This is a genomic window from Intrasporangium sp. (assembly GCF_040414665.1).
GTDB lineage: Bacteria > Actinomycetota > Actinomycetes > Actinomycetales > Dermatophilaceae > Intrasporangium.
Genome location: NZ_JBEDUL010000091.1, coordinates 1 through 14,611, shown reverse-complemented (window position 1 = coordinate 14,611; position 14,611 = coordinate 1). Strand labels below are relative to the sequence as shown.

At 69.9% G+C, this 14,611-nt stretch carries 12 protein-coding genes; 4 read left to right on the top strand and 8 right to left on the bottom strand.

What is annotated here, in order from left to right; all coding sequences use genetic code 11:
* A partial coding sequence (locus tag ABF401_RS10255) for a DUF4097 family beta strand repeat-containing protein (protein WP_353509458.1) occupies positions 1–661 on the bottom strand: 661 nt, incomplete at its 3' end.
* Between the two features lie 41 nt (positions 662–702).
* A complete protein-coding gene (locus ABF401_RS10250) occupies positions 703–1,245 on the bottom strand; it encodes a toxin-antitoxin system HicB family antitoxin (protein ID WP_353509457.1) in 543 nt (180 codons plus the stop codon).
* A gap of 272 nt (positions 1,246–1,517) precedes the next feature.
* On the opposite strand from ABF401_RS10250, the gene ABF401_RS10245 reads away from it, so the two are divergent.
* A complete protein-coding gene (locus tag ABF401_RS10245) occupies positions 1,518–2,846 on the top strand; it encodes an MBL fold metallo-hydrolase (protein ID WP_353509456.1) in 1,329 nt (442 codons plus the stop codon).
* Complete coding sequence (locus ABF401_RS10240) at positions 2,843–3,979, top strand: MBL fold metallo-hydrolase (RefSeq protein WP_353509455.1); 1,137 nt, start codon at positions 2,843–2,845, stop codon at positions 3,977–3,979. The genes ABF401_RS10245 and ABF401_RS10240 overlap by 4 nt, the downstream gene beginning before the upstream one ends.
* Positions 3,980–4,060: 81 nt before the next feature.
* On the opposite strand, the gene ABF401_RS10235 is transcribed toward ABF401_RS10240, so the two are convergent.
* The 5 genes from ABF401_RS10235 to ABF401_RS10215 all read right to left on the bottom strand — a co-directional run bounded on the left by ABF401_RS10235 (position 4,061) and on the right by ABF401_RS10215 (position 10,667).
* Positions 4,061–5,647 (bottom strand): M1 family metallopeptidase, encoded by a 1,587-nt coding sequence (locus ABF401_RS10235; protein ID WP_353509454.1) that lies wholly within the window; start codon positions 5,645–5,647, stop codon positions 4,061–4,063.
* On the bottom strand, positions 5,626–6,171 hold the full coding sequence (locus tag ABF401_RS10230; protein ID WP_353509453.1) for a GtrA family protein: 546 nt from the start codon (positions 6,169–6,171) through the stop codon (positions 5,626–5,628). Before ABF401_RS10230 ends, ABF401_RS10235 begins: the two co-directional genes overlap by 22 nt.
* Positions 6,168–8,219: an ArnT family glycosyltransferase gene (locus tag ABF401_RS10225; RefSeq protein WP_353509452.1), complete on the bottom strand. Its 2,052-nt coding sequence runs from the start codon at positions 8,217–8,219 to the stop codon at positions 6,168–6,170. The genes ABF401_RS10230 and ABF401_RS10225 overlap by 4 nt, the downstream gene beginning before the upstream one ends.
* A gap of 104 nt (positions 8,220–8,323) precedes the next feature.
* Positions 8,324–9,952, bottom strand: a complete 1,629-nt coding sequence (locus ABF401_RS10220) for a sensor histidine kinase (protein WP_353509451.1) — start codon at positions 9,950–9,952, stop codon at positions 8,324–8,326.
* Positions 9,930–10,667, bottom strand: coding sequence for a response regulator transcription factor (locus ABF401_RS10215; protein WP_353509450.1), 738 nt, complete (start codon positions 10,665–10,667; stop codon positions 9,930–9,932). The genes ABF401_RS10220 and ABF401_RS10215 overlap by 23 nt, the downstream gene beginning before the upstream one ends.
* A gap of 146 nt (positions 10,668–10,813) precedes the next feature.
* On the opposite strand from ABF401_RS10215, the gene ABF401_RS10210 reads away from it, so the two are divergent.
* Both ABF401_RS10210 and ABF401_RS10205 read left to right on the top strand, forming a co-directional pair.
* Positions 10,814–11,551, top strand: coding sequence for a VIT1/CCC1 transporter family protein (locus tag ABF401_RS10210; protein ID WP_353509449.1), 738 nt, complete (start codon positions 10,814–10,816; stop codon positions 11,549–11,551).
* Between the two features lie 445 nt (positions 11,552–11,996).
* A complete protein-coding gene (locus tag ABF401_RS10205) occupies positions 11,997–14,216 on the top strand; it encodes a DEAD/DEAH box helicase (protein WP_353509448.1) in 2,220 nt (739 codons plus the stop codon).
* 25 nt (positions 14,217–14,241) lie between these two features.
* On the opposite strand, the gene ABF401_RS10200 is transcribed toward ABF401_RS10205, so the two are convergent.
* Positions 14,242–14,418 carry a hypothetical protein gene (locus tag ABF401_RS10200; protein ID WP_353509447.1) on the bottom strand — a complete coding sequence of 59 codons (177 nt, stop codon included), beginning with the start codon at positions 14,416–14,418 and terminating at the stop codon, positions 14,242–14,244.
* Positions 14,419–14,611: the final 193 nt, after the last annotated feature.

Genomic DNA, 14,611 nt, shown 5'->3' with positions numbered 1-14,611 from the left:
TGACGGCCCCGCCGTGCACGGCGCCGAGCTTGACGTCGCCCGTGCCGGTCACGAGCTCCAGGTCGGCGATGGATGCGCTGACGGTGACGTCGCCCGAACCCGTCTTGGCCTTGACGTCCGCGTCGGCACGGCGGACGGCGATGTCACCGCTGCCAGAGATGAGGTCGAGCCGCCCGCCGGCCTGGCCGACGGTGACGTCTCCCGAACCGGTCTTGGCGCGGCCCTCAGCGGACAGGACCTGGACGGCGATGTCACCGGAGCCCGACTTGAGCTCGGCGCCGCCGAGCTGGTCGAACACGATGTCGCCGGACCCCGTCGCTGCCTGGACGTCCCCCAGACGACCGCGGCCGGCAATGTCCCCCGACCCCGTGCGGCTGTCGACGGTGCTGCCCGCCGCCAGGTCGACCTCGACGTCCACGGATCCCTTGAAGAGCCCGAGCCCGAGGAAGCCGTCCTTCTTCGGCGCGAGGACGACGACGTCGTTGCCCCGGGCCTCGACGGTGTAGCGCTCGGCGAGCTCATCACCCGAGCGGCCGTGCGGGATGAGTCGGACGGTCGTCACGGCCTCGTCGGTGACGGTCAGCTTCACATCTCCCACGAGCTGCTCGACCTTGAGATTGATCGGGCCGGTTGTCTCGAAACGCTTCTCGATGTTGGTCATGATTGGTTCCCCTCGCTGCTCTGGTGTTGTCGGCTGCCGCTTCAGCGGACCCAGCCCTGCACGCGCTTGTTCGACGAGCGGTTCCGGCCGGGCGCCCCCGGACCGGCCCCCCACTGCCCGCCGATGTTGATGTTGACCCCCGGCAGAGAGGCCATGCGGACCGCGTTGACGATCCACGTGTTCAGCGACTGTCCACGCCCCGCTGCGAGATCCTCCGCCTTGGCCTTGAGCGACTCGGGGATGCGCAGCGTGATGCGCGCCGTCTCGCCGTCATCGTCAAGAGGCAGGGCGGCGGTGTCGTCGGTGCGGATCGCCGTCGTGTCGTCCGCGACGGCGGACGGGCCGGCTCCGACGACGACGAAGACCGGCTCCCGGCCCTGGAGCCGGACCTCGACTGAGACCCCGTCGAGCTCGTTGGTGATCTCGGCCGCGGCGTGGGACAGCGCGTCCATCAGGGCGAGGCGGACGCTGGAGTCCAGTGCGACGCCGAGCCGCTCCGCGGCCTGCTCCGTCTCCTGGCCCATCGCGCGGGCCGCCCGCACGAGGTCCTGACGCAGTGCGTCCACATACTCGGTGATGTCCATGTGCACCACACTGACATCATAGTGACGTCATGTCAACACCTTGACGACATCACAACACCGCGACAGCCCCCCTCTCCCCCAATCGAGTGAACAACTTCCGGGCCGGAGGTTGTTCACTCGATTGAGGGGAAGGGGCACGCGGAAGGCGCGGTGGGTGCGGGACGGGTTCAGCGGCATACGGCATGGTGCTTCCCTGCGCGGGTACGGAACCCAGCACACCATGGAGACGCGCCGCAAGACCTGCTGCGCCACCCCTGACGTCAAGGAGTGACATGCGCAGCCTGGCCACCTCTGATCGAGCCTCCGTCCGGGCGATGTCGAGCGCCGTCGCTGTCGTCTCGAGCCGGTCCCGCGTGCGAGAGCTGCTGCGGACCCTGCACCGCATGGGCGCTGACCCGGCCGAGATCGTGGCGGGAGTCCGCGACTCACCCAACTTCCGGAATCGCAGGTTCGAGGCGGACGAGCCCTCCCTGCGGCCGCGCCTTCGGGCCCAGACGAGCGCACTGCTCGCGGCGATCCGCGTGCACGGACGCGGACGCCCGGTCGGAGAGGTGCCTCGGGTCCGACCCGTGCTGCCGGAGCAGGCGGGTGCGCTGGCGGCCACGTGGTACGGCCACGCCACGACCCTGCTCGAGGTCGACGGTGCTCGGTTGCTCATCGACCCTGTCTTCGGTGAGCGAGTGTCGCCGTCGAATCGCTTCGGCCCCAAGCGACTTCACCCGGCGCCGGGTCGGATCGAGGAGATGCCGAGGGTCGACGTGGTGCTCATCTCCCACGACCACTACGACCACCTGGACGCGCCCTCGATCACCGAGCTCGAGCGCACTCATCGGCCGCACTACGTCGTCCCTCTCGGCCTGGACTTCCATCTCCGAGCCTGGGGTGTGCCTGCGGACCGGATCACCTCCCTGGACTGGCGAGAGGCGACGGACGTGGCCGGCCTTCGGCTCACCTGCACCGAGGCGCGGCACAACTCCGGTCGCGGCCTCGTCGACAGCCAGACGCTCTGGGCCGGCTGGGCCATCCATGGCCCGCGACACTCCGCCTACTACTCCGGCGACTCGGGCACCTCGAAGCGGTTCGCCCACATCGGGGCCGACCTCGGGCCCTTTGACCTCACTCTGCTGCCGATCGGCGCCTACGACCCGTACTGGCCGGACCTGCACCTCGAGCCGGAGCAGGCGGTGGCCGCCCATCGCGACGTCAACCGGATCGAGAGCGTCAGGGAGGCGGTCACTGCGGACCGCGCCGGGGTCGCCGACGAGTTCATCGAGGGCGACCAGCGCATCGACACTCCGGGCGGGGTCCACGAGGAGGGCGAGGCGACGCCCACGGAGCGGGAGGCGAGGACGGCGGCTGCGACGTCGGTCATGCTCCCGGTCCACTGGGCAACCTTCAACCTGGCGATGCACTGGTGGGCCGAGCCGATGCGACGGGTGCGGCGCGCCGCAGAGGAGGCCGGCGTGCCCCTGATCTCGCCCCGCCTCGGCGAACGGGTGGACCTCACGGAGGCCGAGCCCGATGTCATCGCGGCCACGTACGCCCAGCCCTGGTGGGAGGACTGCTCCGCGGCAGAGGACCCGGGTTACCGTTGCATGTGACCACGCTGAGAGCCGCCGCGGCTGCGTCCACGAGCCATGTCCCGTTGCTGCGCCGGATCGGTGCGTCTGCCCCGGCGATGCGGTCCCGGGCAGCCGGGTCGCCGAACTACCGCGACGGCCAGTTCCGGTCCCACGAGCCGACGCACTGGGTCGCGGCACCGGAGGGCGAGGACCTCGGCCACCCGGCCGTCGCGGCCTATCGTTCCCGGGGCCGAGGTCGTCCGGTCGGTGCCATCCCGGTCGTGCGGCCGGAGTGGCCCGAGGTGGCGGCCGAGCTCGCCGTCACGTGGCTCGGTCACGCAACGAGCCTCGTTGAGCTCGACGGCCACCGCTTCCTGCTCGACCCGGTGTTCGGGGAGCGCGTCTCGCCGTCGGGCCGCGTCGGGCCGCGTCGCCTGCACCCGAGTCCGTGCCGCGTCGCTGACCTGCCGCCCCTCGACGCGGTGCTCATCAGCCACGACCACTACGACCACCTCGACGAGCCGACCATCACCGAGCTGGAGCGGACGCTGCGGCCGCGTTACGTCGTGCCGATCGGTGTCGACCTGCACCTCGAGTGCTGGGGTGTGCCGCCTGAGCGCATCACCACGCTCGACTGGCGCGACACGACGACCATCGGCGACGTCGTCCTGACGTGCACCGAGGCCCGGCACTTCTCCGGCCGCGGGTTCGTGCGCAACCAGACGCTCTGGGCCGGCTGGGCGATGCGGGGGCCCGCTCACTCCGTGTTCTTCGCGGGCGACTCCGGTCCGACTCACCGGTTCGAGGACATCGGCCGCGACCTCGGCCCGTTCGACCTGACCCTCATCCCCGTCGGCGCCTACAGCGACCACTGGCCCGACATCCACCTCGACCCCGCCCAGGCGGTTCGGGCGCACCTCGACGTGAACCGCGGCGACGCGACGGCGTCAGTCCTCCTGCCAGTCCACTGGGCCACCTTCAACCTTGCGATGCACTGGTGGAGCGAGCCCATGCGTTGGGCTCGCCGCGCCGCTGCTGAACACGCGGTCCCCCTGCTGGCGCCACGGCCCGGCACTCGAGTTCCCTTGGGGGACGATGCAGCAGGTGCAGTGACGACTGCGGCCGTCGACCCGTGGTGGGAGTCGTGCGCGGCGGCTGAGGACCACGACTGATCAACCGCGTGCACCACTCGTTGCCCGGCTCCCGAATCCTGCAACAGTCACCGGTTCGGCGCGCCAGGGGCACTCGCCTTCTCAGTACCTCCCGTGTGCCAGGCGCTTCTCGACAGCGGCGCTCCAGCGTTCGACCGCTCGCGTCGAGTCGGCAGCAGCGGTGCGTGCCGCACCCGAGACCGCACCCCGATCGGCAGCACCTGCCGCGATCGTCGTGATCGTCGGCTTCGAGTCGGTGAACAACCAGGCATCGAAGAGGTCGTCGAGCTGCTGACCCGAGACTCGCTCGGACAGCTCGATGAACTGCGCCGTCGTGCCGGTGCCGCCACCGCGCTCGGAGACCCAGCTGCGCGCGATATCGAAGAACGCCTCGTCGCCGACCCGGTTGCGCAGTGCCTGGAGCGTCATCCCGCCACGGAGGTACACGGGTCCCCCGAAGAGGTCGTCGGCCGGCGGCTGCCCGATGACGAACGACCAGAACGGGTCGTCCTCCGGGATCTCCGCGTAGAAGAAGTCGAAGGCATCCTGCGGCGTGAAGAAGCCCTCATGCTCGGCCCAGATCCACTCTGCGTAGGTGGCCCATCCTTCGTTGAGCCAGATGTCCTGCCACTGCTCGAGGGCGACGTGATCGCCGTACCACTGGTGGGCGAGCTCGTGCGCCACGACGCCGTCCCCGTCTGGCCAGAAGTACTTCGAGTAGACCGGCCTGGTCTGCGTCTCCAACGCGAAGATCAGGTCGTCCTGGTCGTCGATGATCGCACCGACCGTGGAGAAGGGGTACGGGCCGAACGCGTCCGAGAGCACGTCGACGATCTCGCCCTGCCGCGCGAGCGACGAGTTGATGGACTCCCCGAACTCGGGGTCGGCCAGCAGGTCGGGATCGACGGCGTCATAGACGGGCAGACCGGAGTCCGTGGTCCATTCCCGGACGTCCCAGTCACCGATGTCGATCGTGGCCAGGTAACTCGCCATGGCCTCCTGCGCGTCCCAGACGAAGGTCGTCCAGCCACCGGCGGTCTGCTGGCTCTCGAGGAACCCGTTGGCGACGACGCCCAGTCCTTCCGGCACGGTCACGTGGAAGGTGTAGGTGGCCTTGTCCCGCGGGTGGTCGTTGACGGGGAACCAGCCAGCGGCCACGTCGGGTTGGCCTGCGACGGTGGCACCGTCGTCGGTTGCCATGAAGCCGGTCCGCAGCTCGGAGTCCCCGGCGGGAAGGACGAACTCCTTCGGCACACCCGAGTAGGTCGCGATGACGGTGAGGGGCGCGCCCGACTTGATCTTGTGCTGCGGCACGACGACGAGCTCGGCGCCCTCCCGTCTCCACCCCGCCTTCTTCCCATCGACGCTGAGACTGGAGATGACCATGCCGTCGAAGTCGAGGTTGAAGCGGTACAGGTCGGCGGTGGCCCTGGCGTGGATTGTCGTCGTCGCCGACCAGACATCAGTTGCCGGTTCATACCGGCCGGCGATGTCGTAGTGACTGACGTCGTAGCCGCCGTTGCCGGCCAACGGGTAGTACACATCACCGACACCGGCGGCACCGGCGGTGAACCGGCCATTCTTCTTGCCGGAGTCATCCGCCCCGGCGTCCGGGGCAGCCAGTGCGAGCGTCGCCATCGCGATGGCGGCGGCGAGAGTGACCGGGATCAAGCGCGTGGAATGGGCCATCGGAGCCTCCCCTTTGAGGTCATGCCCCCTGCATGACCCACCCACGTTACTGGCACTCCACTGACAGGCGCAGTGAATTGGCCAGTCACCTCACGGTCGAGCGGCGAAGATCCAGCGCCGCATCGCAACGAAACGCAGCACCTGGACAGGACGTTCGCCACGGCGACGACCGCGGTCTGGGCCAGCGTGCCCGCGTCCGGGGCGATCCAGTGCTGGATGGCGAGCGCGAGGGTGGTTGCAGCATAGGTGATTCCGAAGACCATGAGCGCCTGACCGTGATGCGCGACCATGCGTTCACGTCCGGTCACGCCGAAGGTCCAGGCTCGGTTGGCGGCGGTGTTGGCAATCGTGGCGATGACGAGCGCCGAGCCGTTCGCGAGCTGGGATCCCATTCCGGCCCCAACCAGCAGCGCGAACAGCCCGAGGTGCAGCACCGTCGACAGCGCCCCGATCACCGCGAATCGGCCGACCTGCCCCGCGAGGCCGCCCCGACGGACCGGGACGGCCTCGCGGACCGAGGTCATGTCGCCATCCCCGCGTCGACGGCTACCGGACCGTTGACCGGTTGGGTGAGGTCGTAGAACGTCGTGCCGTCGATGGTGACGCTCTGGAAGTTCTCCTGGACCCACGCGGCGATCTCCGAGCTCGCAGAGCTGCCGCCCATCTGACCCACTCCGCCGAAGCCGGGGCCACCACCAGCGAAGTAGTGGATCCGGCCGTCGGCGACGTACTGCTGGAACTGCTCCAAGGTCGGGCTCGGATCCGAACCGTTGAACCCGCCGATCGCCATGACCGGCAGCTGGGTCGCAATCTGGAGACCGGCGGCCCTCTGCGAGCCCACGGCGGCTGCTACCCACGTGTAGGACTGGGCGTCCTCGGACAGCGCCGCCACCACCGTGGTGCTGGGCGTCGCTGCGTCGAGCAGACCGCCAGCCCCACCACGGCCACCCTGCTGCGGCGGCGCGAAGCCGCCAGGGCCACCCTGCGGGGGCGGGCCGAAACCACCGCCACCACCGAACGGCGGGGCACCGAACGCCTGGCCCCCGGACCCCTGTACGCCACGCGGCCGACCGAAGCCCGGCCCACCTCCACGGGTGGCGCCTGCCGGACCGGCCAGGACGATTGAGCCGGTGTGCGCCTCCGAGACGGTTGTCAGCGAGTACGCGGCTGGTCCGGCCAGCGCGGCGACCACGCCAACCGCCGCGATCCCGGCGAGCACCTTCCCCGGCAGTCCCCTCAGCACGAGGAGCAGCACCGCCGCGGCGAGACCGATCGACAGCACACCGAACCGCAACCAGTCTCCGTATGCCGTCGTCCGGGACAGGAGGATGAAGCCCCAGATCGCTGCGGCCGCGGTCGCCAAGGCCAAGGCGGTCGCGCCCAGCCACGAACCCCTGCGCTCCCACGCCTCGGTGGCTCCCATCCCCACGAGCGCCCCGATCGCGGGCGCCAGAGCCACGGTGTAGTACTCGTGGAAGATGCCGGCCATGAGCGAGAAGACGAGCATGGTCACAACGAGCCAGCCGCCCCAGACCAGGTAGGCGGCCCGGCGTAGATCCGTGCGCGGCCGACGACCGCGCAGCACCAACCCGGCGACGAGCAGGATGAGCGCACTTGGGATGAGCCAGGAGACCTGCCCGCCGTTGCTGCTGTCGAACATCCGCGCGAGGCCGGTCACTCCCCACCCGTTGCCTCCGCCGACCGAGCCCGTCTCTGCACCGTTGAGTCGGCCCAGGCCGTTGTAGCCGAAGGTCAGGTCGAGGAAGGAGTTGGTCTGGCTCCCGCCGATGTAGGGACGGGCATCCGTTGGAACGAGCTCGACGACAGCGACCCACCAGCCCGCGGAGAGCACGGCAGCTCCGAGCGCGACGAGCGAGTGGCCGATGCGGCGCCGCAGGGATGTCGGTGCAGCCACCAGGTAGGCGAGGCCGAGGAACGGCACGACGAGAAGCACCTGCAGCGTCTTGGTGAGGAAGCCCAGGCCGATGAAGAGTCCGACGAGCGCCATCCATCGGGCCGAGGCCTTCTCCACCCCCCGCACGAGCGCCCAGGCAGCGAGCGCCATGAGCAGCGTCAGCAGTGCGTCCGGGTTGTTGAACCGGAACATGAGCGCCGCCACCGGGGTCAATGCGACCACGGCTCCCGCGAGCAGTCCGGCGGCCGGGCCGAAGTGTCGCCGGACGGTTGCGAAGACGACGCCGACCGTTGCGACTCCCATCAGGGCCTGCGGGAGGAGGATGGCGAAGGAGCTGAGCCCGAAGAGGCGGACCGACAGTGCCATGACCCACAGCGAGGCCGGCGGCTTGTCCACCGTGATCGCGTTCGAGGCGTCGAAGCTGCCGTAGAAGAACGCCTTCCAGCTCTCGCTGCCGGCCTGCGCCGCGGCCGTGTAGAAGGAGTTCGCCCAGCCGCTGGCCGTGAGGTTCCAGGTGTACAGCGCGAGGGTCGCTGCAAGCAGGCCTAGCAGCGCCGGGCGCACCCAGGGGAGAGCCGCAGTGGTGTGCCCAGATCTGTCGCCGGCGGGCACGGTTGGGGCAGCGGCTTGGGTCGAGGTGAGGGCCATGACGTCCATGCCCCCAAACCTCCGCCCGCGAACTGTGCCGTCGCTGTGGGATGGCTGAGGCGCAGTCAGGACCGCCGGTCACCCCCCTCCGACCGGCGGGCTGGCGATGCGGCTCAGGCGGTCGGCAGGACGAGGGCGAACGTCGTGTCCCCCGGCTTGCTCGACATCTCGACGGTGCCGCCGTGCGCGCGAGTGACCGCTGCGACGATGGACAGGCCGAGGCCGGTGCTGCCCCCAGCGCGGCTGCGCGCGTTGTCGCCCCGGGCGAACCGTTCGAAGACATTGGGCTGCAGGTCGATCGGCACGCCCGGCCCGTTGTCGTGAACCTCGATCCGGACCCATTCCCCCTCGGGACGAACGGACGTCGTCACGCGGGTCCCCGGCGGGGTGTGCGTGCGCGCGTTGGCGAGCAGGTTCGTGACGATCTGATGCAGGCGCGCGGAGTCGCCACGCACCTCGACGGGCTCCGGTGGCAGGTCGAGCTTCCACTCGTGGGACGGCGCGGCGGCGTGCGCGTCGCTGACGGCGTTGACGACGAGCATCGACACGTCGACCGACGCCGTCTCCAGGGGGCGACCTGCGTCGAGGCGGGCCAGCAGAAGCAGGTCCTCGACGAGCGAGCCCATCCGGCCGGCCTCGGACTCGATCCGCCCCATGGCGTGGGTCACGGTGTCGGGGACGGGATTCGACTCGCGCTTGGACAGCTCCGCGTAGCCCTTGATCGAAGCGAGCGGCGTGCGCAGCTCGTGCGAGGCATCTGCGACGAACTGCCGGACCCGTTGCTCGCTGCGGTGCCGGGCGTTGAGGGCCTCGTCGACGTGGTCGAGCATCTCGTTGAAGGCGGCCCCGACCTGGCCCACCTCAGTGCGCGTGTCGGTGTACTCGGGTGCCACGCGTTCCGGCAGGGCCACCTGACCAGTGTGCAGCGGCATCTTCGAGACGCGCGTGGCGGTGTCGGCGACGCGCCGCAGCGGCTCCAGACTCCGCCTCACGAGCCAGGTGCCGATCAGCGCGGCGAGTGCGACACCTGCCCCGAGGATCGCCAGGGCGCTCAGAGCGACGGCACGCAGAGTGCGTTCCTTCGGCTCTGTCGGCAGGCCCACGACCAAGACGCCGTCCGTGGGGACGGGAAAGGTGCGGAGTCTCGCAGGGGCCGCGATGAGTCGGTACGCGCCCAGGCCATCGACCATGCGCAGCTGCATGGCCCGGTTGCCCAGACCGGCCTTCTGCAGTTGCTGCAGCTGTCTGGCGGTCAGGGACACCCTGTTGCCGTTGACCCCGGTTGCGGCACCGGCTGCCCCGGGCAGTGCGGTGCTGGCCTGCTGAGGGAAGAAGGCGATGAGCCCTTCGTTGCCCGGGCCACGGGGGCCAGGGGTGGTGTCCTCGTCGCCTCCCAGCGCGACCGAGCCCCCGGAGGTCAGGGTCCGCGCCACCGACTCGTGCAACTGCTCGTCGAGCTGGCCGGTCATCTGGCGGTTGAGGGCCGTCAGGGTGAAGACCAGAGTCGCGACGCTGAGGAGCGTGAAGAGCACGAGCATCGAGGCGACGAGCTTGGTCCGCAGGGTCCACGACGAGGGCGGCCGGAGGTCCGCGCGGGCACGCGCGAGCGCCTCCTTCGCGCGGTCGACCCGCGAAGGAGGCGGAGGCGGAACAGAAGAGGTCGGGCCCTCGCCCGGCCCGGGAGTGCGTGGCGCGTGAACGGGCTCGGGGACCGTGACCTCAAACTGCTGGCTTGAGGACATAACCGGCACCTCGCATCGTGTGGATCATGGGATCCCGACCGGCGTCGATCTTCTTGCGGAGGTAGGAGATGTACAGCTCGACGACGTTGGCCTGCCCGCCGAAATCGTAGTTCCAGACGCGGTCGAGGATCTGGGCCTTGGACAGGACGCGGCGCGGGTTGCGCATCAGGTAACGCAGCAGCTCGAACTCCGTGGCGGTGAGGTGGATCTCCTCCCCCGCCCGACGCACCTCGTGGCTGTCCTCGTCGAGGGTGAGGTCCCCGACCACGAGGACGGAGTCGCTCGCGCTGACGGCGACCGTCGTCCTGCGCATGAGTGCCCGAACCCGGGCCACGACCTCCTCGAGCGAGAACGGCTTGGTCACGTAGTCGTCGCCGCCGGCCGTGAGCCCGGAGACCCTGTCCTCCACTGCGTCCCTCGCGGTGAGGAACAGCACGGGCACGTTGGGGTTCTCGGACCGCATCCGGCGCAAGACCTCGAGGCCGTCGAAGTCGGGGAGCATCATGTCGAGGACGACAGCGTCGGGGTCGAACTCTCTCGCCGTACGCACGGCGTCCATACCGGAACCGGCCGCGCGGACGTCCCAGCCCTCGTAGCGCAGGGCCATCCCGAGCAGCTCGGTGAGGTTGGCCTCGTCGTCCACGACGAGGACCCGCACGGGCGAGCCGTCGAGGCGCTGCAGCTTGGGCGCGGCGGTTTTGCTGTCGTTGCTCATGGAGTCAATGGAACGCGCGTGCCCTGTGCTTTGACCAGTACCTTCCTGTGCGATTCCTGTGGGCCTGCTGTCGAGGTGTGACCGCCCTGCCCCGATGTCCCCGTGTCTGCGGTGACATCGGGGACCGGAGATGCCACGATCGGGCCGTGGCGAACCCACCCATCGGCCAGCCCGACCAGATCGACGACCACGACGAGCCCCACGGCGAGAGCCTGAGCACCCGCCTGAACTGGCTGCGCGCCGCCGTCCTCGGAGCGAACGACGGCATCGTGTCAACGGCCGGCGTTGTCGTCGGTGTGGCCGGAGCCACCTCGGACCGGGGGTCGATCATGATCGCCGGGATCGCGGCGCTCGTCGCGGGAGCGATCTCGATGGCGGCCGGGGAGTACGTCTCGGTGAGCACGCAAAGAGACACGGAGCGGTCAGTGCTCCGGCTCGAGCGCAGGGAGCTGCGAGAGGACCCCGAGGGCGAGCTCGAGGAGCTGACCCAGCTCTACGAGGACAAGGGGATCAGCCGGCCCCTCGCCGAGCAGGTGGCCCGGGAGCTGACGGCGCACGATGCGCTCGGTGCCCACGCCGAGGCCGAGCTCGGGATCGACCCCAACGACCTGACGAATCCCTGGCACGCCGCTTGGGCGTCCATGGCCGCCTTCACCGTCGGTGCACTGCTGCCGCTCCTGACCATCACGTTCACTCCGGCCGGGCTGCGGACCTGGGTCACCGTCATCAGCGTGGTGGTCGCCCTCGCCTTGACGGGCCTGGTGAGCGCCCAGCTCGGGGGCAGTCCCCGCCGGCGGGCAATGGTCCGCACCGTCTCCGGCGGCCTGCTGGCGATGGGCATTACCTACCTCATCGGCGCGCTCGTCGGGACCGCCCTCGTCTGATGCCGGGCGCTCTTCGCGCCCCGGTCCCGTCGACTACAGCCGATCGGTCGGGAGGGCTGGGAGCGCGCGGGTGTGCGGTGCGAGCTCAGCGGCATACGGGAGGGGACGTTTGACGGGATCAGATGCCCCTGACCGGCCGGATGCCTGCATGCCACGGGAAGTCCGTCCCGTCACTCGTCCCACCTCTCAGTCGAGTGGGCAGTACGCGCCGACGTACCGCGTCTTCCGTCGCCCTGTGGGTACGGTAAACTCGACCTGTCCCAACAGCGTGGACGTCGGCAGTTCCGGCCACTCGGCCCGACCGCAGCAGTCGCTGAAGTTGACATCCACGCACGGGCGGACATCGGGATCGCACTGAGCGCCCGAAGAGTCGGACCATGCGCACGACCTCCCTCGTCGGGGGCCCCCGCTGGACCGGCCCGCACATCGCATCACCAGGAGGAAGATGCCCACGCGAGTCCGTCACCGTTCGAGTGATGGTATTGACCGAGCTGCGAGCGCCAACGGCACTGACAGCGCCGACCGCGTCAACGGTGCCGCGCGTTCCACACGCGGGGGTGGCCGGTCAACCCAACGGGACGACGACCAAGCTCCCATCATCCCGATCCTCGCCCGTCGAGTGCGCGAGGTCGAGGCTCGAGTGGCCTCGAAGGGGCGCGCCACCCCGACGAACCGGACCAAGTTCCAGGTCGTCGCCCTGCTCATGCGCGCGGAGCGAGCACGGGTCAAGGACGATCCCTCGATCTCAGCTGGCACGCGGGCCGACCTGCTCAAGCGCCTCGACGGCATCGCGGGAATCCTGGCCCAGATCGCCGCTCGGGACACGAGTCTGCTGGCCCTGCTCGACCCGGCCGCCAAGCCGGGCCCGGCCGCCCAACAGATGCGTCGTGACTGGCTCCTCGAGTCTGGCGCTGAGCTCGCCCCCGAGGACCTCGTGATCACCCGGTCCCAGCCAGTCGCGCAGGTCATGCCTCCCGAGCTCGCGGCCAAGCAGGTCACTCCCCCGGCGGTCCCGGCGCGCACCCGCGCCAACCCCTTCCTCGCTCCGGACCTGTCGAAGGCTAACCACCACGACTACGTCGGCCGGCTGTCGAACTGGGAGCTGCTCGGCCCGTTGTACCGCGCCTTTGAACAGGGCTCCGGTGGCGAGGCCGCGACCATGAAACTGCCACCCAAGCCCCGCGTCGATCGCATCTCCCCACCCGGCTCGCAGCTCATGGTCCACCAGTCCCGCTTCCTCCAGGCGGTGCAGCAGGGACACCGGACCTTCCTGCTCGCCGACGAGCCCGGCCTCGGCAAGACGGCGCAGTCCGTCCTCGCCGCCTCGGTGGCCAATGCCTATCCGATGCTCGCGGTCGTGCCCAATGTCGTGAAGATCAACTGGGCTCGCGAGGTCGAGCGCTGGACTCCACAGCGCCGAGTCACGATCATCCACGGGGACGGTGAGGACGTCGACGCCTTTGCGGACGTCTTCGTCGTCAACTACGCGATCCTCGACCGCCATTACGGCTGGCTGTCCACGTTCGGGTTCCGGTCGATGGTCGTCGACGAGGCGCACTTCATCAAGAACCTCCAGTCGCAGCGGTCGCAGCAGGTCCTCGCCCTCGCCGACCGGCTGCGGGAGACGACACCGGGCGGCAACCCGCTCCTCCTCGCCCTCACGGGCACGCCCCTGATCAACGACGTCAAGGACTTCGACGCCATCTGGCGCTTCCTCGGCTGGATCAAGGACGGCAAGCCGGTCGGCGACATCGTCCGGCAGCTCGATGAGACCGGCTACACACCGATGGACCGCCCCTTCTACCCGGCGGCCAGGCAGGCCGTCATCGACATGGGCATCGTTCGCCGCCGCAAGGTCGATGTCGCCAGCGACCTGCCGGACAAGCGGATCGCCGACATCACGGTCGAGCTGGACGACGAAGCCGGGCGCTCGATCGAGCGCGCCGAGCGGGCCTTGGGCGAGCGGCTCGCGCGCCGCTACCGGGCGCAGCTCGCCGACGGACACGGGCACGAGATCGATGGCGAGCCCGATGCAGCGCTCATGCGCAGAGTCGCGATGGCCGAGCTCAAGACACCGTCGGGCGAGGGCACCGGCGAGAACGTCTTCGCCCTGGTGCGCCGCATCGGCCAGGCGAAGGCCGCCCTCGCGGCCGACTACGCCGCGCAGCTGTCCCACTCGGTCGGAAAGGTCGTCTTCTTCGCGAAGCACCTCGACGTCATGGACAAGACCGAGGAGGTGCTCGCCGAGGCCGGCCTACGAACCGTCTCGATCCGGGGAGACCAGACGGCCAAGCAGCGCCAGGACGCCGTCGACGCGTTCCAGAAGGACCCAGAGGTGTCCGTCGCCGTCTGTTCGCTCCTCGCTGCGGGCGTCGGTGTCAACCTGCACGCCTCGTCCAACGTCGTGCTCGCCGAGCTCTCGTGGACCGCGGCCGAGCAGCAACAGGCGATCGACCGGGTCCACCGGATCGGCCAGGACGAACCGGTCACGGCGTGGCGGATCCTCGCCGCCGGGACGGTGGACGCCCGGATCGCCGAGCTGATCGACGCGAAGCAGGGCCTCGCCTTGCGGGCCCTCGACGGCAGCGACGTCGAGGTGGCGAGCACCGATACCGTCCAGCTCGACGCCCTCGTGACCCTGCTACGCCAGGCTCTGACGTCCTGAGCCGGGGCGGACCTGGTCCGGGAACTCAGTCGGGCGTCTGCGTCGACTCCCGGCGGGTCTTCTCCGGACGCTCGGTGCGCTCGTCCGACTCCTCCAGGATCGCCTCCGCCTGCGCTTCGGCATCATCGCTGCCGGCGACCCGCTCCTCCGGCAGAAGCTCGGCCCGATGCGTGATCGCGGACTCGTCAGGCTGCTCAGTCATCTGACGACGGTAACAAGACGACGGCGGGTGGGTAAGCGTTCTCCCGCCGTCCCGGGCACGTGCTCTGTGCACGGACGCGCGGAAGCCCGCCCAGCGGCATACGGCTTAGTGTGGGTGTGGATTTGACGTCAACCGAGGGAGCGACTGGTGAACTCGACGACGCGGGCACTGCGGTGCTGCGCCGCCGGTGTCG